The organism is Adhaeribacter swui, from assembly GCF_014217805.1.
GTDB classification, from domain to species: Bacteria; Bacteroidota; Bacteroidia; order Cytophagales; family Hymenobacteraceae; genus Adhaeribacter; species Adhaeribacter swui.
In genome coordinates this window covers 829,664-853,520 of record NZ_CP055156.1, presented here as the reverse complement: position 1 = coordinate 853,520, position 23,857 = coordinate 829,664, and the positions used below count along the sequence as shown (strand labels likewise).

Here is a 23,857-nt window from a genome sequence, read left to right as displayed (position 1 = left end):
AAACGATTTAGATAAAGATAAAAATGGCCAGAGTTTGTGACTTAACCGGAAAAAGACCACAGGTTGGTAATAACGTATCACACGCTAATAATAAAACCAAGCGTAAGTTTTACCCTAATTTACAGAAAAAGAAATTTTACGTACCGGAAGAAGATGCCTGGATCACTTTAAAAGTATCTACCTCGGCTATCCGTACCATCAATAAAAATGGTATCTCTGCGGTACTGAAAAAAGCAGTAGCCGACGGTTATATCGTTTACTAGTTTTTTACATCAATGCGGGCCATCCGGCTTCTCCTGCTGTTAGCAGGAATTAACTGGGGTGTTGTTGCTTGGGCGCAACCCGTAGTTACTCCGGAGAAACCTACTGATTTTCTAGATAAAAATTTTCACCGGCAACGGAGAGAGCTGCTTATTAAACAATTGCCAGCTCACTCCGTTGCTGTTTTTTTTGCCAATCCGGTGCGAAATCGCGCCAATGATGTGGATTATCATTACCATCAGGATCCGGATTTCTATTATTTAACTGGTTACCGCGAACCCAACGCGGTTTTGTTGTTGTTTGCCCAGGAACAAAACATTGCTGGTAAACCCACCCGCGAAGTAATTTTTGTGCAGCCCCGCGACCCCAAGCAAGAACAATGGAATGGCAAACGGCTCGGGGAAAAAGGTGTCATGGAGGAGCTGGGTTTTCATTCTGTTCTGCTGAATGCGGCTTTCGCTAACTTTAAGCTGGAGCCTGCGGCTTTTACCGGCGGCATTTTAACAAAAGAATTACCAGAAGATGTTCGTGATGATGTGCGCGACCAAGCTGATTTATTTAGCTTAATTCAACAGTTTAAACAAAAGGTGCAGTATCCAGGCAATAAAATGGTAAATAACACCATTGTACCCATGCTCCTGACGCGCATGCGGGAAGTAAAAACCCTGGAAGAATTAAAATTACTGCGAAAAGCCATTGCTATTTCGGCAGTAGGGCAGCAAGAAGTAATGAAGGCTATGCGCCCGGCTATGTCGGAAACCGAAGTACAGGGAATACACGAATTTGTGTACAAAAAATATGGCGCGAAATACGAAGGCTATCCGTCTATTGTGGGAGCGGGTAACAATGCCTGCGTGTTGCATTACATCGAAAATGATAAGCCGCAACTAGGTAATAATAGCTTAGCGTTAATGGATTTAGGCGCCGAATACCACGGTTATACCGCCGATGTAACGCGTACTATACCCGCCTCTGGTACTTTTAACATGGAGCAAAAGCAACTTTACCAATTGGTATTGGAAGCACAACAAGCCGGTTTCGAGCAATGTCGGGTGGGTAATGTTTTTGCTGCGCCGCACCAGGCGACACAGCGGGTTATTGCCCAAGGCTTAAAAAAGTTAGGAATAATTAAAAAAGAAGAAGATGCCTTGTTGTATTTTCCGCACGGTACATCGCATTATTTAGGCTTGGACGTGCACGATCCGGGTACCTACGGTCCGCTGCAAACCAATACGGTAATTACCGTGGAGCCGGGCATTTACATACCCGAAGGTAGCCCTTGTAACAAAAAGTGGTGGGGCATTGGTATCCGCATTGAAGACGATATCTTAATAACCGAAAATGGTTGGGAAAACTTATCAGTGGCTGCCCCCCGCACCATTTCGGATATCGAAGCTTTAATGGCTAAACCCAGTGCCCTCGATGATTTTATTCTTCCTGAACTAAAGTAAATAGCAGTGACGAGTAGTTATACCTTAATCCAATGAAGCTGTTTACTCGTGGCTTACTTTCTTGGTGGCAAAGGAGCTAATCTGCCTTACAATATTCCGGAAACCAGCATACAGCACAATATCGGTAAACATTTCAAATTCTTTTTTGTAGCCGGCTACTAAGCCAATCTTTTTAGATTTATACGTGTTGGTAGCCGACCAGGGCATCCAGCCAACGTTGCGCTTGTGCTTTTGCATGTACAGGTTAATGGCCAGTTCTACCTGGTAGCGATTTACTTCCTGGTTAAAAACCTTCAATAAGTCTTTTTTCTTTACAATCCGTTCGCCCGATAACAAGATATCTCCTCGGTCGAATTTAACGAACCAGGGCGCATTAATGCGCCGCAGAATAAGCATATCCAGATTATGTAAAGTGATTGCTTGAATAGCTTTTTCTATTTCAGATTTGTCAATGTCGCGCAGGTCGGCGTCCATTAACAAAATGTTTTCGTGCTTGGCTACTTGTAAGCCATGCCGGATGGCCGCCGCTTTGCCTTGGTTATAAGGCAACCTAATAAGCTCTACCGATGGCCAGTAATCCGAAATAATATCGGCGGTATCATCTTCAGAGCCATCGTCAACGCAAATAATCTGCGTGATATTTTTAATTTGTGTAACAACTTCCAAAACCTGAAAAACCCGAAATTCTTCGTTGTAAAAAGGGATAATACAAGTAGTTTGGGTGGTTGCGTGCATAATGAGTAAGCAGTTGAGTCGGTAAAGTTAAAGTTTATTATTAATTTAAAATTGTCAAGAAATTCAGTAATTAATCCAAATACGGAAAATGCAATAAAATGGGTGCCGTGGTTAAATAAAGTTGCCCCGGAATTTAAATTATTTAAAATAAAGCCTACTTTTTCTGCTGAATAGACTATAATAGTAGCCTTTTTCTATTTTGCGGATACAAGTAAAGCGGCTGTACTTGGTAAGCCCAGGAACAATCCTCTGGCCTGCATAGCATATCGGATTTTAAGCGTGCGAGTTTAAAAAATACCTTTAAAACAACATTATTTGTTAGTAATACGGAATGCTTTAGAAGGGCGACAGAAAGTTATTCGTATTTTTACGGAGAGGGCCGCCAGGAACTTGCCCGAATTATCTAAATTTTTAATAATTAGAGCTTGTAATTTAAAGTTAAACCGACTAAATTTGCAGTCCTAATTCAAAATACAGTTGAGATGGCTAAAAAAGGAAACCGCGTACAAGTAATAATGGAATGCACCGAGCAAAAGAACTCCGGCGTTCCGGGTACTTCTAGATATATTACTACCAAAAATCGTAAAAACACACCGGAGCGGTTAGAATTAAAAAAATTCAACCCGAACCTGAGAAAAGTTACTGTACACAAAGAAATTAAATAATCATGGCTAAGAAAGTAGTTGCGACCCTTAAGACCTCCACTGGTAAAGATTGGGCTAAAGTTATTAAAGCAGTAAAATCACCTAAAACCGGTGCTTATACTTTTAGAGAAGAAATGGTGCCTGTAGATAAAGTACAGGAGTTTTTAGCCGCTAAATAATTGCGGTTATTGCTTTAACATAATACCAGGAAGTCCCACAGTCGTTGTCGGGACTTTTTCTGTTTATAATTACTCAGAATATATTACGTTTATCGTTCAGAAGGAATAACCACTATGGGACTTTTTGACTTCTTTAGTAAAGAAAAAAAGGAATCGCTGGATAAAGGCTTAGAAAAAACCAAAACCAGCTTTTTCGATCAACTCAGTAAAGCCGTTGTTGGGAAATCGAAAGTAGACGAAGAAGTACTGGACGATTTAGAAGATACGCTGGTGCACTCGGATGTAGGGGTGCAAACCACTATTAAAATTATTAAGCGTATCGAAGACCGGGTGGCCCGGGATAAATACGTGGGCACTTCGGAGCTGGACCGGATTCTGCGCGAAGAAATTGCGGCATTACTCGAAGAAAATAATTCCGGTAAAGCTACTGCCGAGTTTGTACTGCCCGCAAACATTAAACCTTACGTAATTATGGTAGTGGGCGTAAACGGCGTTGGTAAAACCACTACCATTGGAAAACTGGCGGCGCAGTTTCATAAAGCCGGCAAAAAAGTAGTGCTGGGCGCAGCCGATACTTTCCGGGCCGCCGCGGTTGATCAATTAATTATTTGGGGCGAACGGGTAGGGGTGCCGGTAATTTCGCACGGCATGAACACCGATCCGGCTTCGGTAGCTTTTGACGCCGTAAAGAAAGGCGTAGAAATGGATGCTGATGTGGTAATTATTGATACGGCTGGTCGGTTACATAATAAGGTAGGCTTAATGAACGAGCTTTCTAAAATTAAGCGCGTTATGCAGAAGTTTATTGAGCAAGCCCCGCACGAAGTATTGTTGGTGCTTGATGGCAGTACCGGCCAAAACGCTGTAATTCAAGCCCGCGAATTTACTAAAGCTACCGATGTAACTGCTTTAGCCATTACCAAATTAGATGGTACGGCCAAAGGTGGCGTAGTAATTGGGATTTCGGATGAATTTAAAATTCCGGTGAAATACATTGGGGTAGGCGAAAAAATTGATGACTTGCAGGTTTTTGATAAGTACGAATTTGTAGATTCCCTGTTCTCTAAATAAAAATTTAAAAAATGCGGCCATTATCATAACTGGTTTTAAGTTAAGAGTAGAGGTAGCGTAGAGAGCAGTTGCAAAATCAATAGTATTTTAAAAATTAGCTTTTTAGCAATTCATTATAATACTTGTTCAATGAGGTTATTAGTTAATCAAGGTTTATTAGCCTTGGGTTATCTCTTGCTTTAAAAACAACCTAGTGCTTGTGGGGCTAATACAGGCCCATGTACCAATAGCAACAAATTTTTTTAAATTTTTTCTTTTTTACGGATTAACACTAGATACCCTCTTTTTAACTGCCCCAAAATAACGGGAGTGTTTAGTTTTCTAAACTAATCGTACCTTTGCAAACCGTTTTAAAACGAACCATTCTAATTAAAAGACGGTTTTCGTTTTACATTATTCAAGCACATTCCTATTCGTGAAAGTAAGAACATTAAAAAAAGATAAGGTAAACGTTATTACGCTGGGTTGCTCTAAAAACCTGGTGGATTCAGAAGTATTGATGGGGCAGTTGCGCAGCAACGATTTTGCCGTAACCCACGAAAGCGAGAAGAACGATGCCAACATTGTTATTATAAATACCTGCGGCTTTATTGATAATGCCAAGCAGGAATCCATTGATACCATTCTGCAATACGCCGACGAGAAAGAAGCCGGTAATATTGAAAAATTATACGTAACCGGTTGTTTGTCGCAGCGCTATAAAGATTCTTTGGAAGCCGAAATTCCGCAGGTAGATGCGTATTTTGGTACCCTGGAAATGCCGCAGTTGCTCAAAACCCTACAAGCCGATTACAAACACGAACTGGTAGGCGAACGCCTGTTGACGACCCCAAAACATTACGCTTATTTTAAAATTGCGGAAGGCTGTAACCGGCCTTGTTCTTTCTGCGCCATCCCGCTCATGCGCGGCAAACACGTAGACCGCCCCATCGAAGATTTAGTGAAAGAGGCCAATCGGTTAGCTTCTATGGGCACGAAAGAGCTTATTTTAATTGCCCAGGATTTAACTTACTACGGTTTGCAACATTACGGCGAACGCAAGCTAGCCGACTTACTACGTAATTTATCGGATGTGCCCGGTATTGAGTGGATTAGAATGCAATATGCTTACCCTTCGCAGTTCCCGATGGAGGCTTTGGATGTAATGGCGGAGCGGGCTAATATCTGCAAATACCTGGATATGCCTTTGCAACATATTTCGGATAACATGCTGAAAACCATGCGTCGGGGCATTAGCAAACGCCGTACGGTGGAGTTAGTAGATACTATCCGGCAACGGGTACCCGATATTGCTTTACGCACTACTTTAATTGCGGGCCATCCCGGCGAAACGCAGCAGGATTTTGAAGAATTGTACGATTTTGTAGAAAAAACGCGTTTCGACCGGTTGGGTATCTTCACGTACTCGCACGAAGAAAATACGCATTCGCACACCTTAGGCGATACCGTGCCAGACGAGGTAAAACAAGAACGCGCCGATGCCATTATGGAATTGCAGCAAGGTATTTCGCTGGAACTAAACGACGCGCGCGTGGGGCAAACCTACAAAGTGTTATTCGACCGGAAAGAAAGCGGTTACTATGTGGGCCGTACCCAGTACGACTCGCCGGAAGTAGACAACGAAGTGCTGGTACCCGCCAGCAACCAGTACATCCGGATTGGTGATTTTGCCCCAGTTAAAATTGTAAGCTGCACCGACTTTGACTTGTATGGCGAAGTAGTACCCGAAGCTACCCCTGTAAATAAGATGCAACTAACGCACTAAAAGCCTATATAGATAAATAAAATTTAAAAAAGACGCTAACAAGGCGTCTTTTTTCATATAGCTCAAAAAAATAATTCCTTAATAAAAAACGGCAAGTAAACGCAACCGACACCAGTTTGGCTCCTTGGGTTTCGGTGCCGCAGGCATTCCGCAGACGAAGTCGAGGAAAGGTGAAAGTAGAAATAGCAGCATTTCCTCCCCTGTTTTTAGGGGAGGTGCCACAGGGGGAGGGGTTAACGAGGACCGTCGGCCACGAGGCAAAACTTGAAGCCAGCCAGTTAGATAGCACCAATGCCTGTAGACGGGAACTGGCTCCAAGTAAGTAAAGTTAAATAAGCTTTACCTTTATTCTTAAAATTTACAATTACAATAGTTTTTGATCGCTTATGAAAGCCGATGATGGTTCCGGCTTATGGCCGGAGTAAAGTCAGAGGCTTTACCTTGTAGGTAGACACAAGTTAGAAAACTTGCGCCAGAATAGAAGATAAATAGTTAATCCTAAGTTTTTGAAACATGTGCCGTAGTCAACAGTGATGCTGCGCTAAACACGGGCGCCCTTTCAATGGGTAAATTTTTCCAGCATGTAACTGGTTTCACCAGAAAACACGTTAGCATATAAAATAACTATTTGGGAGGATTTTTGTTACTCTACTTTAAATTATCAAAACTTACCTAAAGTAGCGTTAAAACTGTTTTCCGTTAAAATACCTACCAAACTAATAAAATAACATGTTACTTTGCGATTCGGCGCCAGCCGACCACCAAAATTGCCTCCGAATGAAAATTTCGCAAATAGATTACAGTGCCACTCATGCTTTTTCGTCGCTCGTAATTGATTATTTACAGCAAAATTCCAAGTTAGCTCCTTTCTATCATCGTTTTCCGACACCCGAAAACCTGAAAGAACAACTAGCCGAAAAGCAGTTTACGCCGGAGCAACGGATCTTACTTTGTCAGGAACTGGAAAGCCAATACGCTTCTTTGCCTGAACTACCGGCTAACGTCCGGAAGAACCTGGATTTACTGCAACAGCCAAATACCTATACCATTACTACCGGTCACCAATTAAGTTTATTTACCGGGCCGCTGTATTTTATTTATAAAATTATCAGCGCTATAAAAACGGCCGAGCAGCTGCAAGAACAGTATCCCGATTACAACTTTGTGCCGGTTTACTGGATGGCCACCGAAGACCACGACTTTGCTGAGATTAACCACTTTAGTTTATTTGGGAAGCCGTACGCCTGGGAAACCGACCAGAAAGGTGCCGTAGGTCGATTTAAAACCGATTCTATTTTTTCGTTAATCGAATCGTTACCCGAAAACTATCCGGTTTTTGAAAAAGCGTACACCGAGTTTGATACTTTGTCGGCAGCTACCCGTTTTCTGGCGAATGAGTTATTTGGCGCGTATGGTTTAATCAGCATCGATGCCGATGCTCCAGCCCTGAAACAAGCCTTAAAGCCGGTTATTAAAAACGAGTTAACGGATCAAATCGCGTACAAATTAGTAAATGCTACCAACGAGAAATTAGCCGCTGCGGGTTATAAAACGCAAGTAACCCCGCGCGAAATTAACTTGTTTTACCTGGATAATGGCGTACGCGAACGGCTGGTTTTGGAAGCAGATCATTACCGCATTTTAAATACCGATTTAACTTTTACCCGCGACGAAATTTTAAATTTAGCTGAAACGGAACCGGAAAAATTTAGCCCCAACGTAATTTTACGTCCGCTTTACGAAGAAATATTGCTGCCTAATTTGTGTTACATTGGTGGTGGCGCCGAGATTGCGTACTGGTTTCAGTTAAAAGATTTATTTGACTATTATCAGGTACCATTTCCGGCTTTAATGTTGCGCAATTCGGGGTTATACATTGCCAAGAACCACGTAAACCGCATGCAGAAATTAGGGCTGCAAGCCACCGATTTGTTTAAAGATTTGCCTACGCTTAAAAAACAAGTTACCGCGGCTTACCAAGACGAAGGTTTGCACCTGAACGAAGAGAAAAAACAAGTAGAAGCCGCCTTTGCGCAAGTAGAAAAATTAGCCGCTGCTATTGATCCCACGTTAACTAAAACCGTGGCGGCCGAAGCGCAAAAAGCCTTTAATGCTTTAACCGTGCTGGAAAAGAAAATTGTAAAAGCTAACGACACCAAGTACGAAACCATCTATAACCAGCTTACTGCCTTAAAAGATAAGTTATTTCCGAATGGTACCTTGCAGGAACGCATCGATAACTTACTGACGTACCAGACCAACAATCCGGATTTTATTCAGCAGTTGTACGAGGCTTTTGAGCCTTTTGCCGCCAAGTTTACCATTCTGGAAGAAGAGTAAAAATGCTAAAAGCCGCTTTGCGCTTACAAATGCTGCAAAAACGCCAAGGTTATTTGCCCACCGAGGTAGATCGGCGCAGCCAGCAGATTTGTGAGCAATTTTTTAAATTTTTTCTGGTTAAAGACCTGCGGGTAGTCCACGTTTTTTTACCGATTGCGGCTAAAAACGAAGTAAATACCTGGTTCATTATCCGGCAGTTACAAGCTGATTTTTCCGGGATTAAGATTGCGGTACCAATTGCCGATGTAACTAATAATGCCCTGTCACATTACTTACTTAGCCCGGATACTAAGCTGGTAATTAATAAATGGGGCATTCCGGAACCAGTAAATGCCACCCCAATAGCGGAAGCAGCTATAGATGTGGTATTAGTGCCTTTACTGGCTTTTGATGAACAAGGCCACCGCGTGGGTTATGGCAAAGGGTATTACGACCGTTTTTTAAATATTTGCCGTCCGGATACGCTTACTATTGGCTTATCTTTAGAAGAACAACCCGTGCCGTTTATCCAGGATTTATACAAAGGCGATAGCGCTTTACAGTTTGTAGTAACGCCATCTAGTGTTTACCAATTTAAGTAAATAAGCGCCACTAACTCGGTTAATAACAAATTTCCGTTAAAAGTCGAGAGATGAAACTGGATCAAATTTTTAAATATTTAACTTTTGTGATTGTATCGGGTACAATGCAGTAAAACTAATCTCTGATAATGAATAATATAACCTTGTTTTACGTCTACGATGCCTTATGTGGTTGGTGCTACGGGTTTGGGCCGGTAATAGAAAAGTTGCACCAGAACTACGCTGATAAGATAGATTTTCAGGTATTAAGCGGGGGCATGATAACTGGTGGCCGGGTTGGGCCGCTTACGCATATGGCTGCTTACATTAAACAAGCCAGCCCGAGAGTAACGGAACTAACCGGAGTACCTTTTACGGAAGCTTACTTAAATGGGGTGCTGGAAGATAGTACGTATATTGGTGATTCTACGCCGCCTGCTATTGCATTAAGTATTTTAAAAGAAGCTCAACCTGATATGCAGGTAACTTTTGCCCGGGGTATCCAGAAACTTATGTTTCAGGAAGGTAAAAAAATTAACGAAGCTCCGGCTTATTTAAACTTAGCGGAACAAGCCGGCATGTCGGCAACTGATTTTACGCAGAAGTTTGCGGACCCAACTTATTTAGCCAAAGCGCAAGAAGAATTTGCCCTGGTGCAGAATTGGGGTATTTCGGGCTTCCCGGCGGTAGTTGTGCAAAAACAAGATCAGTTGTATTTAGTGGCTAACGGCTTTGTGCCTTACGCAAAATTAGCAGCTACTATCGATAAAGTACTGGCTTAAAATTTAAAAATTTAAAAAAACGAAAACATTGTACCAACATTTGTTGTATATACAAATATTGGTAATATCTTTGGCTCATTCTTATCACTAGTAACCAGTCGTTTTGAAACTCGAAGAAGAAATAAAACAGAAAAGCTTTAAATCGCCGTACCACCGGATGATGGTAAACATTATGTTTACGGGCAACTTTCTGCAAAAACGACTGCTCTGCATGATGCGCGAATTTAACATTTCGCCGCAACAGCATAATGTATTAAGTATTCTGCGTGGCCAACATCCCAATCCGTGTTCGCTGGGCGATATTCAGGAACGTATGCTCGACCGCATGAGCAATGCCACCCGTTTGGTAGATAAGCTGCTCGAAAAAGATTTGGTAGTGCGTTGCCAATGCCCTAATAACCGGCGCAAAATAGAAATAACCATTACCAATGCCGGATTAAACTTATTAAGCCAAATCGAAGCTAAAGTGCCGTCTTTTGAAGAACTGTTTCCGGCTATTAGCCCCGAAGAAGCTACTACGCTGGCGCAGTTACTGGATAAATCGCGGGAATAAAAAAATTTAAATAAAAACTTGTATATACAATTATTGTAGTAACATAAATTTAAAAATCGGTAATAAAAACATGGAAAATCAACCACTTTTAACTCCTTATCAATTAGGAAATTTATCTTTAAAAAACCGGGTAGTAATGGCTCCCATGACCCGGAGCCGGGCCGATAACCCCGACAACGCGGCTACCGAATTAACCGCCCAGTATTACCGGCAACGGGCTTCGGCGGGTTTAATTATTACCGAAGGTACCCAGGTAAGTCCGCAGGGCGTGGGTTATATTAACACCCCAGGTATTTACTCCGAAGCCCAGGTAAAAGGCTGGCAATTAGTAACCGAAGCGGTGCACGCCAAAGAAGGTAAAATATTTGCCCAATTGTGGCACGTAGGCCGCATCTCGCATCCCGATTTTCATAACGGTGCGTTACCGGTAGCGCCTTCGGCCATTAACCCGAACGATAAAGCATTTACCCCGCTGGGCTTTAAAGATACCGTAACCCCGCGCGCCCTGGAAACCCACGAAGTACAAGCCATTGTGCAGGATTTTAAAAAAGCCGCCGCTAACGCCGTACAAGCCAATTTTGATGGAGTAGAACTGCACGCCAGCAACGGTTATTTATTTCACCAGTTTTTTAGTAAAGTATCTAACCAGCGCACCGACCAGTATGGCGGCTCCATCGAAAACCGGGCGCGTTTCTTGTTCGAAACCCTGGACGCTGTAAAAGAAGTAATCGACTTAAGCCGGGTAGGGGTGCGGCTAAACCCATCGTTGCACGGCATGAGCGGCATTACTGTGGACGAAGAAACGATCCCGACTTTCGAGTACATTGTAAAACGCTTAAACGACTATAATTTAGCCTACGTGCATTTATCGGAGCCGTTTACTCCCGTAGAAGGCGTGCCTTATGCTGTAACCGAAATAGCCAAGCATTTCCGGCCTTTGTATAACGGAACCCTGATTATTAACAAAGGCTTTAACCAGGAAACCGGTAACCAGATTATCGCGGATGGTTTAGCGGATTTAGTAGCATTTGGGGTGCCCTTTATTGCTAATCCGGATTTGCCGGAGCGTTTCGCTCAGAACGCCGGCTTAAATACTCCGGATAAAAATACGTTTTACGCGGGTGGCGTTAACGGTTACGTCGATTACCCGGCGTTAACCGAAGTAGCAGTTAATTGATTTTTGTTTTTGTTTTATGTTCCCAGCCGGCCGGATTTTCCGCCGGCTTTTTTCTTAAATTCTTAAAGTTAAAAACCAGTTTTGCGTCTTACAGTTAAACAATCCTAATCTTTAAAAGTATTAAGATGAATAAATTGTATAAAGGCTAAATTTTAAAAATTTAAAAAATCAAAAAAATGAAATACAACTTATTAGGTAATACGGGCGTGCTGGTATCGGAACTATGTTTTGGTACCATGACTTTCGGCGGACAAGGTCACTGGGAAGCCATTGGCCGGCAAACCCAGGACGAAGCCAACCAGCTCTTAAAAACGGCGGTAGATGCGGGCATTAATTTTATTGATACCGCCAACGTGTATTCTTTCGGGCAGTCGGAGCAATTGCTGGGGGAGGGGTTAAAGCAAGCCGGCTTGTCGCGGAACGAGTTGTTTATTGCTACCAAGGTGCGGGGCCGGATGGCTGCTGGCGTAAATCAGCTTGGCTTATCGCGCTACCACATTATGCAATCCGTAGATGAAAGTTTGCAGCGTTTGCAAATGAACCACATTGATTTGTTGTATGTGCACGGGGTAGATGCGGCTACGTCGGTGGAGCAAGTGGTACATACGCTGCACGATGTGGTAACCAGCGGCAAGGTGCGGTACGTGGGCGTGTGTAACTGGCCGGCCTGGCTGGTAATGAAAGCTTTGGGTATCGCTAAAAAACACGGCTGGCACGAGTTTGTAGCTATGCAGTATTTTTACGCCGCCGCTAACCGCGATGTAGAACAAGAGCTAATTCCGCTGGCCCAGGAAGAACAGTTAGGTTTTATGCCCTGGAGCCCCTTGGCGGGAGGTTTCTTATCCGGTAAATTTACCCGCAACCAAACCAATACCGGCGGCCAGTCGCGGCGCGATACCTTTGATTTTCCGGTGATTGATAAAGAAAAAGCCTACGATATTATTGATGTTTTAATTCGTTTGGGCGAAAATTATAACGTGTCGGCCGCTGAAATTGCTTTGGCCTGGGTGCGCCAGCAACAAGGCGTTACCAGCACCATTATCGGGGCCAAAACGTCGGAACAACTGGCTTCCAACATTCACTCTACCACTTTCGATTTATCAACGGCGGAGTTAGAAGAATTAAACGCCGTTAGCCAACCGGAAAAAAGATACCCGGGCTGGATGGTAGAGCGGCAAATGGGCGACCGGTTACCCGCCCCCGATAAAAAACAAAAAATTTAAAAAAAGAAGGTCCAGAGTAATTCTCCGGACCTTCTTTTTTAATAACCAAACCAAATCTGGCTACTTACTTATTATCAACTTTATCAAGGTTAATTATTAAAAATAAAATTATTAACCCAACAAAAGTCTAATATCTAGTGTCTAGTGTCTAGTGTCTAGCGTCTAACTCAAGGATTAGTCGACCACATGCCGGCTTCTTTAATAAATACCCGGCGGTTTAGTTTTAGTTGGGCAATTACCAGTTCGGCCAAATCTTCGGGTTGCATTACTTTTTCGGGGTTGCCGTCGGTGAGTTTGTTGGCAATGGCTAATTCGGTGGCTACCGTGCTGGGCGTTAAAGCACTTACCCGGATATTATGTTTCCGGACTTCCTGCATCAGCGATTCGGTTAAACCCATTACCCCAAATTTAGACGCGCTGTAGGCACTGGTAACGGCCGCTCCCCGCTGGCCCGCCGTCGACGAAATATTAATGATATCGCCGGTTTGGCGTTCAATCATGTCGGGCAATACGGCGCGGGTCATGTAATACACGCCCAGCAAGTTTACTTTAATAATGTTTTCCCATTCGGTGGGATCCATTTCCAGGAATTTGGCGAAAGTACCGGTGCCCGCATTGTTAATAAGAATATCTACCGCGCCTAAGTTTTTCTTTATCTGGGCGGCGGCGGCTTCTACCGCGGTTCTGTTGGCTACATCGGCGGTAACTACCGAGGTTTTAACGCCTAAGCCTTGCATTTCGTTAGCTACTTTTTGTAATTGGCTGGAGTTGCGGGCTAATAATCCCACGTGTACCCCTTCTTTGGCTAAAGCAATGGCAATGGCCCGGCCAATGCCTTTTCCGGCGCCGGTAACTAAAGCAATTTTACCTTTTAATGACTCCATATTTTAGGTATTTAGTTTAAAGCTTGTGCTAAATAAGTAAAGTAAATAAATATTGTTTCCTGCTAACAACACCACGAAAACATTGTTTGATTATTATGGAATTAAGGTGATTTTTTAAATTTTAATAATACAGAAACGAAACTGTTGTTAAAAGAAAAAAGATAAATTACTTTATTGCCGGTATTACGTACCACCTGAAAAAAGTTTAAATTTTAAAATAACGTGAGTTCGAGATAAGTACTCAATTACATTTTCACTATGGCGCGGATTTACTTCCGTGACTTGTATTTAGGTTTTTTATTTCCATTTAAGTAATCATGAAAGAATTCAAGGAATTCCAGAAGAATTTAACCAGTAGGCAGCCGATTAGATCCTTCTGGAATTCTTTGAATTTTGCAGGATGACGAAGATGAGGCTGAATGGCTTATCTCGAACTCACGTTAAAATAACTTAAAATCGCCTATGCCATTACCGCGTTTAGAAATTAACTATTGTACCCAATGCCGTTGGTTGCTGCGGGCTGCCTGGCTTGCCCAGGAAGTTTTAACCACCTTTGAGCTCGAAATGGGCGAAGTGGCCCTGGTCCCGGGCACGGGCGGCGTGTTAGATATCCGGCTGAACGGCGAATTAATTTTCTCGCGCAAAGAAGCCGGCCGTTTCCCGGAAGCCAAAGAATTAAAGCAGCTTATCCGCGATATTATAGCCCCGGATAAACCTTTGGGCCACAGCGACCGCAAGTAAAAACAAGCGCTAGCTAGGTTAAACTTTGCAGCCCAGCCAATTTTTTTAAATTTTGCTTATTCTTTAGCGTCGTTTACTTCAATCCAATGGCCGTCGGGGTCCTGGAAATAAACTTGCTTTACGCCGTCGGTGCGCAGGGTGTATTCCTGGGGTTTGCCTACCCAGTTCTCGAATTTAACGTTGGCTTTATTTAAACGCCCGATAAAATCTTCTACCGAAGCTACGCTAAAGCATAAATGTTCGCCTTTATCGTAAACCGTTTTACGGGCTTTGCCCTGAATTAAATGTAAATGTGATTTTTCGCCGACGGTAAACCAGGTATGCAAACCATCATGAAACGGCTCGGGTATTTGTTGCAGTTGCAAAAAGTTTTCGTAAAAGCTGGTCGATTTTTTTAAGTCGTTTACGTGCAGCGCAATGTGGTTTAAACGGGTTGGCGCATTACTGGCTACCGAAGTAGAATTGGTTTGGGCCTGAGCTGCGGTAAAATTTAAAAAAAGCAAACCGGCCAGGCAAAAACAGAATAAAGATTTCATGATAAATTTTTTAAAAATGGTGATGGACGACGAAGATAAAAAATTATTATTCTGAAACCGGGAAAGCCGGATTAAATTAAATTGGATTTAAAAAGAATATGGCCCATCGGGTATTTGCTCTTTCATTTGTAATAAAGATTAGTAACTTAGCGTTAATTAATTTGTTCAATAAAAACCCTGGTAAGTACCACCAGGTAGTTTTTGGCCCGTACAATTGCTCGGTTTATGGACGTTTTAAATCAGCAGTATAAATGGATGCAAAGCGCCCGCGCCGTCTTGTTTAGTTATATTGATACCTTAACGATTGCGCATTTTACAGAAGAATTACCTGGTTACGGCCATAACAGCATCCGGAGTGTGCTGGTGCATACGGCCAATACCTACCAGTTTTTGTTAGGCAGTTTTGCCCAAGGTAAAGAATTGCCGATCATAAAACCGTTAATGGTAACCCATATAAGCGAAGTGCGGCGTATCTTTCGCGAGGTAAACGAACTAACCGAGGCGTTTATCGGGCAGTTTCAGGATAAGTGGCTGAATCCGGTTACCGGCGAAATACCCTGGCGCAAAACTACCCTGGAAACTACGCCGCTGGCCCTTTTTACGCACGTAATTACCCACGAATGCCACCACAAAGGGCAGGTAGTTTCGATGAGCCGGCAACTTGGGTACACGCCACCCGATACAGATTTACTCCGGTTGTAAAGTATCTTTGCGCTGGTTAAATTTAAATAGTAAAACAGTGTTAGTCTAAAATTAAAAATTTAATAGTTATGGGAAAAGCACAAGATGCCAAAAAGGAAGTAAAGAAAAAGCCTGCTAAAACCGAAAAAGAAAAAAAAGCGGCCAAGCTGGAGAAAAAGAATAAACCAAAATATGATTAAGGTTTGCCTTCTGCTTTTAAATGCCAGTAAGCCAGTTGCTAAAAAATACCTGGCTTTTTCTTTATCTGTAAACAGTCCTACCTGCGCTTGCCGGTAGGACTTTTATTTTACCGGGGAATATTCGTTAATTTCTCTATTTTTAAAGTATACGCTATTGCAAAATGTCTATTTCTACTAACCAATATTTAAAAATTTTCTGGGTTACGTTAGGGGCCGTTTTTTTTAATTTTTATTCTGCCCAAAGCCAACCTACCGCTCTGGAGCCGCAAAAGCTGGTGGCTAACTGGGAAATAAATGAGAATAATTATCAGAATAAAGCGCAGTTTTTATCTACGCTTACTTTAACCAATAAATCTGCCGGGGCTTTGCCCGCCGCCGGCTGGAAAATCTATTTCAACTTTAACCGCTCTATAATTCCGGGTTCGGTGCGGGGCACCGTAAACATCCGGCACCTCAACGGCGATTTATTTGAAATTTCGCCCCGGCCCGATTTCCGGATTATGGTTACCGGTAATACCACGCGCATTTCTTTTATAACCGGTGGCGCCGCCCTGAACATTACCGATGCACCCACAGGTTTTTATTTTGTTTGGGATAACAACCCCCGCCAGGGTTTAGCTATGGCGCCGGTAACCGTAACCGTGCCCACCCAAGCCGAACAAAGTTTACCCGGCGCGGGCAACGGCCCCACCATTACGCTGGCCACCCCCGAGTCTATTTTTCAGCAAAATAAAAATACCGAAGACATTGTCGCGAATAAATTGCCCCAGGTTTTCCCGACACCGGCTACTTACCGTGAAACCGGGGCCGAGTTTGTTTTAACCCCGGAAGTGCCCATTATTACGCCCAACGATTATTTCCCGGAGGCCGAAATGCTGGCCAACGATTTGGCGGCCGTTTTTGGTAAAAAATTAACCTACCGCAATTCCGGCGAAGGCAAGGCCATTCGCTTAATTAAAAAAGAAGATTTTGGCCCGGAAGCGTATGAGTTGCGCGTAACTCCCCAGGAAATTGTAATTAACGCCTCGGCACCGGCGGGTATGTTTTACGGACTGCAATCTTTAAAAACCATGTTGCCCCCAACTGCCCTGGACGGTAAACAAAAAAGTGTTACACTAAGAGGCGTAGAAATTACGGATTCGCCGCGTTTTGGGCACCGGGCCGTAATGCTGGATGTAGCCCGTAATTTTCAGCCAAAAAGCCAAATTTTAAAAATTTTAGATTTAATGGCCTTGTATAAGCTCAATGTGTTGCATTTTCACTTGAACGACGACGAAGGCTGGCGCCTGGAAATTAAACCGTTACCGGAACTTACCGAAGTAGGCTCCAAACGCGCGCATACCCTCGATAGCCGCGATAACCTGCCGCCTTCCTACGGTTCAGGTCCGGTAAGTAACGGTCCTCCCGGTTCTGGTTTTTACACCCGCGCCGATTTTGTGCAAATTTTAAAATACGCCCGCGACCGCAACATTAAAGTAATTCCGGAAATTGAAACCCCGGGCCATGCACGCGCTGCTATTAAAGCCATGGATGCCCGGTACACGCGCCTGCTGGGTGCCGGCCAAAAAGAAGCCGCTGAAAAATACTTGCTCCGCGATGTAAGCGATAAATCAGAATACCGCTCTGTGCAAAACTGGAACGATAACGTGATCAACGTAGCATTGCCGTCGGTGTATAATTTTATGGAAACCGTGGTAGACGAGGTGCGCGATATGTACCAAGAGGCCGGCGCTACCTTGCAAACCATCCATTTTGGCGGCGACGAAGTGCCTAACGGCGTTTGGGTAAAATCGCCGGTGGTGCAAAAATTAATGCAGGAAGATGATCGGTTTACCTCCGTGGATGATATGTGGTATTTTTATTTCGAGAAAGTAAACGATATTTTAAAAACCCGCAATTTATACCTGTCGGGGTGGGAAGAAGTAGCCATGCGCAAAACCGAAATCGATGGTCAGAAGCACTACATTCCGAATCCCGGTTTGGTTAACGAAAACATTCACGTGGATGTCTGGAACAATGTGCTGGGCGGCGGGGCCGAAGATTTAGCTTACCGGTTGGCTAATGCGGGGTACAAGGTAGTGCTTTCTAATGTTACTAATTTATACATGGATATGGCCTATAATCCCACGTTTGAAGAAACGGGATTTTACTGGGGCAGCTACGTAGACGTGGACAAGCCATTCCGCTTTATTCCGTTTAACTACTACAAAAACACCAAAACCGATAAGTTTGGTAAACCTCTGCCAAAAAACTTATTTACCGGCAAAGAACGCCTTACTGAGTTCGGTAAGAATAACATTGTGGGTATTCAGGGCTTGCTCTGGGCCGAAACCATTATTAGTCCGGAACGCATGGAATACATGTTGCTGCCTAAATTACTGGGTCTAGCCGAACGCGCCTGGGCTCCAGAACCCGAGTGGGCGATAGAAAAAGATTCGGTAAAAAGCGAAACGCAGTACCAGCAAGCCTGGTCGCAGTTTGCCAATGTGCTAGGTAAGCGGGAACTGCCCCGCCTGGACCGGTACAGCAGTGGTTACCGCTACCGCTTGCCTTTACCCGGGGCCGTGGTGCAAAATGGTAAAGTAACCGCTAACGTGCAACTGCCCGGTTTAACTATCCGCTACACCGCCGATGGTACCGAGCCCACCATAAAAAGCAAAGTATACACCGGTCCTATTACCGAAACCGGCGCCATTAAACTCCGCACTTTCGATAGTACGGGTAGGGGCGGTAAAACCGTGCGAGTGGTTAATTTGTAAATTTAAAAAAATTAACTTTTGCGGAAGTAAGAATAGAAGAACTGGCCTAGGTCAGTTCTTTTTTATTATATTATGTTTTAAATTCTATTTCAAGCTAATTCTGCGTAAATGATTGTTAAAACCTATCAATTGTAATTTTTCGTATTCTGGAATTTAAGTACATTTACAGAAAGCGCAAGAGCATGGACTTACAAGCAAGGAAAATACATTTTGTACAAGAATTTTTGAGACTGAACAATGAAAGTATTATCTCTAAGTTTGAGCAAATACTGCATTCGGAGAAAAAAAAGATGTATTCTGAAAATTTTTCTCCCATGTCTCTTTCTGATTTTAACCAAATAATTGAAAATTCAGAAGAAGATGCTGCAAATGGGAGAGTAAAAGAGATTCATGAATTGGATAAGGATATTGACTCATGGACTTAAAAGTTCTATGGACAAACACAGCCAGTGAGCAATTAGAAGACGTATTTGATTATTTTAAAATAACGACAAACCTTACCGTTGCGAGAAAGATTGTCAAAGGAATTTTAAAGAAAACAAACTCTTTATCAAAGCATCCAAGAAAAGGACAGCGAGAACCATTACTTGCTAATAGACCAAAAGAATACAGGTATCTTGTTGAAGGCAATTACAAAATAATCTATTGGATTGATTTAACAACCATTTACGTTTCAGCAGTTTTTGATACACGGCAAAACCCCGAAAAGATCAACAAAACGGAATGAAAGGTTTTTGCTTAATAGTCCATAAATAAGCTTCGAGTTAACGAATCTCTTTAGGCAATTTGGTGCAACTAATCTCTGACGTTTTCCATAATTTATCATTCGCCAATCTTTGATTAAATATCCAAAAACAGGTAGAAATCGCTTTCATGAACATCACCTGAAACAAAAGCTACATGTTAACCTAACTATAAATGGTTTAGATTATTACTTTGAAGAGTAAAAATCAAACCTCCTAAGAAGCCTTAAACGGGTTGTAGATTTTACCCCGCTATCCGTAAGAAATTTGCCAAGAGAAATCTGTTGTTGAAATAACCCGGATGCAACTAATTTCTGTTTTAAAGTATCTTATTATCAGACAACCTTCTAGAACTTTATGCAACGGATAACTTTATTATTATTGGCCTTGGTATTGACTACCGCCTGCGAAAAAGAAGATATACAAACTTCCAAGACTAGCCAAAATGAAGATGCATCAACGGTAACCTTAGTGGGAAAATGGGAGTGGGTTCGTTCGGATGGCGGAATCGCTGCCCATATTCACGAAACTCCCAAATCAACCGGGCAAACAATTGTTCTGGAGTTTAAAGAGAATAATCAATATGTTAAGTACGTGAATGGAAATATTAAATCTCAGGGAACATATTCTCTAAGTACCAGAAAATGTATTCATACACAAGAGGAGAAACAAGTAATAAGTACTCCTGACGAAATGGATATGATGATTGAGAAGATGGATAATAATAGCTTGGAGCTTTCAGATGAGAACTCTGATGGGATAGGAAGTCAGTACAAGAGAAAGTAAATACTTACTCCCCGTAATGGATCAGATTGCGGGCCATGCCGTTGAAGATAAAATAATGGAAAGGTAAAACAGAGTACCAATACAAGCGGCCTAGCAAGCCTTTGGGCCGGAAAGTGGCCGTTTGCACTAGGTGGTTTTGCTCTTCTTTTTTTAAAATTTTAAATTCCAGCCAGGCTTCGCCGGGTAATTTCATTTCGGCGTAGAGGAGCAAGCGTTTTTCCTGTTTATCGGCGTAGAGTACCCGCCAGAAATCGAGGGCATCTCCGGCGTTAATGGTGGCGTAATTGGTGCGACCCCGCCGCAAACCAACCCCGCCAAAAAGCTTATCTATAAACCCGCGTAGCCGCCACAAACTATTCAGGTAATACCAGCCTTGCAAACCGCCAATTCGGAAGATATTGTTGACCACGGCTTCCGGGGAGCGGGTAAAAACAAAATCGCGGCGATCTTTAAAGCAGCCTTCTTCAGGCACCTGAATAAACTCCGAAACTTTTAAAGGAGCTTCGCTCCCAGCAAAAGAATCTTTCCAACTAGAGGCTACTTCGTTTTGGCCAATGCGGGTAAAAGCCAGTTCAACTGCTTCTTGGTAGGTCATGAGTGGCAACGGTACAATGTCGGTAATGCCCAGGTTGCGACACACTACTTCGTTTTTCATGGAATCTACCAGGCTGCGAGCCAATGCAAAAGACGTAGCCGTAACAAAATACAGCCAGTACGACGACAACTTCGGCGAAAGCACTGGTACCGAGATTATCCAACGCTTTAAACCGCGCACCTCGGCAAAAATCGCCAGCATTTGTTTGTAGGTTAAAATTTCGGCACCGCCAATATCAAATACCATATTATAAGTTTCCGGTTTGTCTATTACCCCCGCCAAATATTCCATCACATTACGGATACCAATGGGCTGGCACCGCGATTGCAGCCATTTAGGTGCAATCATAACGGGGAGTTTTTCTACCAAATCCCGGATAATTTCGAAAGACGCACTGCCCGAACCGATAATTATCGCGGCGCGTAACACCGTAACCGGAATGTTGGAAGTAGCGAGAATTTCTTCGACGTGTTTGCGCGAATGCAAATGCCGCGATAGTTCGGCATCGTTCGCAATGCCTCCCAGGTAAATAATTTGTCGGCAGTTAGTGGTTTTAATGTAATCGGTAAAGTGCTGCGCCGTTTTTTCTTCCAGGTCATTAAAATGCCTGTACGAGGTGCTCATCGAATGAATCAGGTAAAAAGCAATATCAATGTCGGTGGGGAGTTGTTGCAGGCTGGCCGGGTTCAAAAAATCTGCTTCCTGAATGTGAATGTTGGCCTGCAAGCTTTCTGGCACTGTAAAGCGGTTTTGGTCGCGCACGGTACCGTATACCTTATAGCCCAAACTTACCAGGTAATAAATCAGTCGCTTGCCAATATAGCCCGTGGCACCGGTTACCAACACTTTCATAAAATCTTAACCTGTAAGCAGGTAAATAGTTTTAAGCGGCAGGGGCGGGTAGCTTGATTGTTTCGGAATTTAATGGCAGAAGCTACGTTCGTAGTTCAAGTAATAAACAAGTTTTAGTGGCAAGCTGTGTTATTGGCGTACAGTTAAAGCTATTTCATTATTATTTAAGGTATTCGCTATTAAATAAAACCAAATAGGTACATACAAGGTAAGCAAATAGGTAAGCCACCGTTGGGAATTATTTTCAAGGAAAACACCCCCAAACCTTAAATAAATCAAGTATGTCTCCCCGGAAAATAAATATTTTAAAAATGATGAATCTATTAGGTAAAAATACGTATAGATGAAAAAATAAAATTAAGTATAAGTACTGTTTTAAATTAAAATTTTATGTTAATTAATTATCTTTCTAAAAAATTATTGGGTGTCGGGTTAGTGGTTTTCTTACTACTTGGTGCTGGACAGGTTAGCGCGCAGGAAAATAATCCGGGGCCTAAGTTTGGAATTAAAGGAGGTTTAAACTTTTCGCAATTGTACGTAGATCAGCCTACTGTCGAAGACGAAAACATGAAGGTAGGCTACCATTTCGGGGTATTTGGCAAAGTGCCGATTACCAGTTTCTTAGCCATTCAGCCAGAGGTGCTTTACTCCAGTGTGGGTTCCAAAATTACTTACGGTGGTTCTGATTTCGAGAATTTGGTAGGCATTGAACCTGGTGAAATTCGTTTTAACTTAAACTACGTTCAGGTACCAATTGCATTGGCAGTTAACATTGGCCCATTAAACGTACATGCCGGCCCTTATCTGGCTTATCTGGCTTCTGCTAAAATCAGAGATTTAAAAACTTCGGATTTAAACCCCAATGATGTAAAAGAATTGAACCGCGACGATTTTAATAGCTTCGATTACGGGGCTGTAATTGGCGTTGGGTTTGATGTACGGGGGCTTACCTTGGGCGCTCGTTATAACTATGGCTTGCGCGAAGTGGGTAAGAGTGGTTTAGCCGGTAGTTTAACTAACGACTCTAAAAATTCTGCTGCACAGATTTATATCGGTTTCGGGTTATAATTCTGGGATTTACAGATGTAGCAAACCTTGCTTTCACTCAGGGAGCAAGGTTTTTTTATGCCTCTAAAGTTTTTTATACAAGCTTATGAAAGTGAAATTTTATTTATTACTGCTTCTTTTTGTAGGAAGCAGCTCTGCGTTTGCGCAGTATAAAACGGTGTTGTTTAACTACGAACGCGCTTATTTCGACGATGGTCAGCCTCTGCCGGCCGAAACTAAGTTTATTATTACTGGCGAAGCCAGTGCAACCAGCGATATTATTGAAGTAAAAATTTATCATTCGTCTAATACCGATAAAGTGCCTTTTTATCAAAATACCTGGGAGAGGAAACCTATGAACCCTACTGCCACCTTTGCGCTACCGGTAAACCAGCCTTTGCGCGGAAACGAAGAGTATACATTTTTAATAAATTATTACGCACAAATTTCTGCGGAGCAACAGCAGCAAGTGGTTAATCAGATAAACGCCGCCTTAAGTGCTTACATTGATCAGTCGTACCAGGTAGAACGTTCCGGTATTGTAATTTTACAACACCCCAAAACCATGCGTAGCGACTTAAACGCCATTGTAAACCAAGGTTTGTCGCTGCATCGCAATCTGATTAACTATACTTTTCCGGGATTTTCTGATTTGGTTTTTTTTAAACTAAAGCAATTGAGTGAGTTAAACTTGCAGAAAGCCCGCTTTAATGTTTTTAGTAAAGAAGATGACAATGCTAAATCGATGAAACTGCGGTACGCTCAAGAGCAAATTGCGGCCTTAAAAACTTTGATAAACCAGGAAGTAGCCCAATACGGAGGCGTGCAGTTGTATGCCCTTATGGATAGTAAAAAAGTTACGGACTACAGTACAGAAAAAACCAAAAATGCTCTTGCGCTTAATGTAGGTTACGGCGGGGTTTATTATTCCGGCTCTTTCGATGATTTGGCCTACGATGCCGCTCCGTACGCAGGCATATCCATTCCGTTCGGCAAGGAGCCATTTGCTTCGCCTTTTATGGCGCGTACTAGTATCTCGACCGGCGTATTTTTAAAAAATTTAGATTTTGGCCCCAATAACGAAGCTACCGGACCCATAGTGCGTCGCCCGGTTTATCTGGCTTTAGGCTACCGGATTTTACCTTTTATTCGTTTAAATGCCGGTGCCACTGTATTGCAAAAAAAACTTAACAGCAGCACCAACAATGATTTAAACCTGGATAAGGTATACATCCGGCCATTTGTAGGATTAAGCATGGAAGTTAATTTGTGGTTAAACTTAAACCGGTAAT

General features: G+C 42.8%; 24 protein-coding genes. 20 read left to right on the top strand and 4 right to left on the bottom strand.

Annotated features, from left to right (window positions below; genetic code table 11):
- The first annotated feature begins 23 nt into the window (after window positions 1-23).
- Both rpmB and HUW51_RS04710 read left to right on the top strand, forming a co-directional pair.
- The gene (gene rpmB, locus HUW51_RS04715) at window positions 24-263 is read left to right on the top strand and encodes a 50S ribosomal protein L28 (protein ID WP_106932218.1); all 240 of its coding nucleotides are present in this window, start codon (window positions 24-26) and stop codon (window positions 261-263) included.
- A 12-nt stretch (window positions 264-275) separates the two neighbouring features.
- Window positions 276-1,712, top strand: a complete 1,437-nt coding sequence (locus HUW51_RS04710; protein WP_185272844.1) for an aminopeptidase P N-terminal domain-containing protein — start codon at window positions 276-278, stop codon at window positions 1,710-1,712.
- 42 nt (window positions 1,713-1,754) lie between these two features.
- Here HUW51_RS04710 and HUW51_RS04705 read toward each other — a convergent pair whose 3' ends face one another.
- Window positions 1,755-2,447, bottom strand: a complete 693-nt coding sequence (locus HUW51_RS04705) for a glycosyltransferase family 2 protein (RefSeq protein WP_185272843.1) — start codon at window positions 2,445-2,447, stop codon at window positions 1,755-1,757.
- Window positions 2,448-2,929: 482 nt separating this feature from the next.
- On the opposite strand from HUW51_RS04705, the gene rpmG reads away from it, so the two are divergent.
- The 10 genes from rpmG to HUW51_RS04655 all read left to right on the top strand — a co-directional run bounded on the left by rpmG (window position 2,930) and on the right by HUW51_RS04655 (window position 12,741).
- A complete protein-coding gene (gene rpmG, locus HUW51_RS04700) occupies window positions 2,930-3,112 on the top strand; it encodes a 50S ribosomal protein L33 (protein WP_185272842.1) in 183 nt (60 codons plus the stop codon).
- Window positions 3,113-3,114: 2 nt separating this feature from the next.
- On the top strand, window positions 3,115-3,270 hold the full coding sequence (locus HUW51_RS04695) for a DUF4295 domain-containing protein (protein ID WP_106932222.1): 156 nt from the start codon (window positions 3,115-3,117) through the stop codon (window positions 3,268-3,270).
- Between the two features lie 114 nt (window positions 3,271-3,384).
- A complete protein-coding gene (ftsY, locus tag HUW51_RS04690; RefSeq protein ID WP_185272841.1) occupies window positions 3,385-4,341 on the top strand; it encodes a signal recognition particle-docking protein FtsY in 957 nt (318 codons plus the stop codon).
- Between the two features lie 415 nt (window positions 4,342-4,756).
- Entirely contained in the window at window positions 4,757-6,106 is a 1,350-nt protein-coding gene (rimO, locus tag HUW51_RS04685; RefSeq protein WP_185272840.1) for a 30S ribosomal protein S12 methylthiotransferase RimO, read from the top strand.
- A 777-nt stretch (window positions 6,107-6,883) separates the two neighbouring features.
- Window positions 6,884-8,446, top strand: coding sequence for a bacillithiol biosynthesis cysteine-adding enzyme BshC (gene bshC, locus HUW51_RS04680; RefSeq protein ID WP_185272839.1), 1,563 nt, complete (start codon window positions 6,884-6,886; stop codon window positions 8,444-8,446).
- A gap of 2 nt (window positions 8,447-8,448) precedes the next feature.
- On the top strand, window positions 8,449-9,027 hold the full coding sequence (locus HUW51_RS04675; RefSeq protein ID WP_185272838.1) for a 5-formyltetrahydrofolate cyclo-ligase: 579 nt from the start codon (window positions 8,449-8,451) through the stop codon (window positions 9,025-9,027).
- Window positions 9,028-9,155: 128 nt separating this feature from the next.
- On the top strand, window positions 9,156-9,788 hold the full coding sequence (locus HUW51_RS04670; RefSeq protein WP_185272837.1) for a DsbA family protein: 633 nt from the start codon (window positions 9,156-9,158) through the stop codon (window positions 9,786-9,788).
- A gap of 103 nt (window positions 9,789-9,891) precedes the next feature.
- Window positions 9,892-10,341: a MarR family winged helix-turn-helix transcriptional regulator gene (locus tag HUW51_RS04665; protein WP_185272836.1), complete on the top strand. Its 450-nt coding sequence runs from the start codon at window positions 9,892-9,894 to the stop codon at window positions 10,339-10,341.
- 70 nt (window positions 10,342-10,411) lie between these two features.
- On the top strand, window positions 10,412-11,518 hold the full coding sequence (locus HUW51_RS04660; RefSeq protein WP_185272835.1) for an alkene reductase: 1,107 nt from the start codon (window positions 10,412-10,414) through the stop codon (window positions 11,516-11,518).
- A gap of 176 nt (window positions 11,519-11,694) precedes the next feature.
- Window positions 11,695-12,741: an aldo/keto reductase gene (locus tag HUW51_RS04655; protein WP_185272834.1), complete on the top strand. Its 1,047-nt coding sequence runs from the start codon at window positions 11,695-11,697 to the stop codon at window positions 12,739-12,741.
- Between the two features lie 167 nt (window positions 12,742-12,908).
- Here HUW51_RS04655 and HUW51_RS04650 read toward each other — a convergent pair whose 3' ends face one another.
- Window positions 12,909-13,625 (bottom strand): 3-ketoacyl-ACP reductase, encoded by a 717-nt coding sequence (locus HUW51_RS04650; RefSeq protein ID WP_185272833.1) that lies wholly within the window; start codon window positions 13,623-13,625, stop codon window positions 12,909-12,911.
- A 462-nt stretch (window positions 13,626-14,087) separates the two neighbouring features.
- Between HUW51_RS04650 and HUW51_RS04645 the strand changes: the two genes are divergently transcribed.
- Window positions 14,088-14,366 carry a SelT/SelW/SelH family protein gene (locus HUW51_RS04645; protein WP_185272832.1) on the top strand — a complete coding sequence of 93 codons (279 nt, stop codon included), beginning with the start codon at window positions 14,088-14,090 and terminating at the stop codon, window positions 14,364-14,366.
- A gap of 56 nt (window positions 14,367-14,422) precedes the next feature.
- On the opposite strand, the gene HUW51_RS04640 is transcribed toward HUW51_RS04645, so the two are convergent.
- Window positions 14,423-14,902 (bottom strand): VOC family protein, encoded by a 480-nt coding sequence (locus HUW51_RS04640; RefSeq protein ID WP_185272831.1) that lies wholly within the window; start codon window positions 14,900-14,902, stop codon window positions 14,423-14,425.
- Window positions 14,903-15,127: 225 nt separating this feature from the next.
- On the opposite strand from HUW51_RS04640, the gene HUW51_RS04635 reads away from it, so the two are divergent.
- From HUW51_RS04635 to HUW51_RS04615, 5 genes are all read left to right on the top strand, one after another.
- Entirely contained in the window at window positions 15,128-15,604 is a 477-nt protein-coding gene (locus tag HUW51_RS04635) for a DinB family protein (protein ID WP_185272830.1), read from the top strand.
- Window positions 15,605-15,944: 340 nt separating this feature from the next.
- Window positions 15,945-18,542, top strand: coding sequence for a family 20 glycosylhydrolase (locus tag HUW51_RS04630; RefSeq protein ID WP_185272829.1), 2,598 nt, complete (start codon window positions 15,945-15,947; stop codon window positions 18,540-18,542).
- A 182-nt stretch (window positions 18,543-18,724) separates the two neighbouring features.
- Complete coding sequence (locus HUW51_RS04625; protein ID WP_185272828.1) at window positions 18,725-18,967, top strand: hypothetical protein; 243 nt, start codon at window positions 18,725-18,727, stop codon at window positions 18,965-18,967.
- Window positions 18,958-19,269 (top strand): type II toxin-antitoxin system RelE/ParE family toxin, encoded by a 312-nt coding sequence (locus HUW51_RS04620; protein ID WP_185272827.1) that lies wholly within the window; start codon window positions 18,958-18,960, stop codon window positions 19,267-19,269. The genes HUW51_RS04625 and HUW51_RS04620 overlap by 10 nt, the downstream gene beginning before the upstream one ends.
- 373 nt (window positions 19,270-19,642) lie before the next feature.
- The gene (locus HUW51_RS04615; protein WP_185272826.1) at window positions 19,643-20,071 is read left to right on the top strand and encodes a hypothetical protein; all 429 of its coding nucleotides are present in this window, start codon (window positions 19,643-19,645) and stop codon (window positions 20,069-20,071) included.
- 4 nt (window positions 20,072-20,075) lie between these two features.
- Here HUW51_RS04615 and HUW51_RS04610 read toward each other — a convergent pair whose 3' ends face one another.
- Window positions 20,076-21,518 carry an SDR family oxidoreductase gene (locus tag HUW51_RS04610; RefSeq protein ID WP_185272825.1) on the bottom strand — a complete coding sequence of 481 codons (1,443 nt, stop codon included), beginning with the start codon at window positions 21,516-21,518 and terminating at the stop codon, window positions 20,076-20,078.
- 390 nt (window positions 21,519-21,908) lie between these two features.
- On the opposite strand from HUW51_RS04610, the gene HUW51_RS04605 reads away from it, so the two are divergent.
- Window positions 21,909-22,586 (top strand): porin family protein, encoded by a 678-nt coding sequence (locus HUW51_RS04605; protein ID WP_185272824.1) that lies wholly within the window; start codon window positions 21,909-21,911, stop codon window positions 22,584-22,586.
- 85 nt (window positions 22,587-22,671) lie between these two features.
- Window positions 22,672-23,856 carry a hypothetical protein gene (locus HUW51_RS04600; RefSeq protein ID WP_185272823.1) on the top strand — a complete coding sequence of 395 codons (1,185 nt, stop codon included), beginning with the start codon at window positions 22,672-22,674 and terminating at the stop codon, window positions 23,854-23,856.
- The last annotated feature ends 1 nt before the right edge of the window (window position 23,857 follow it).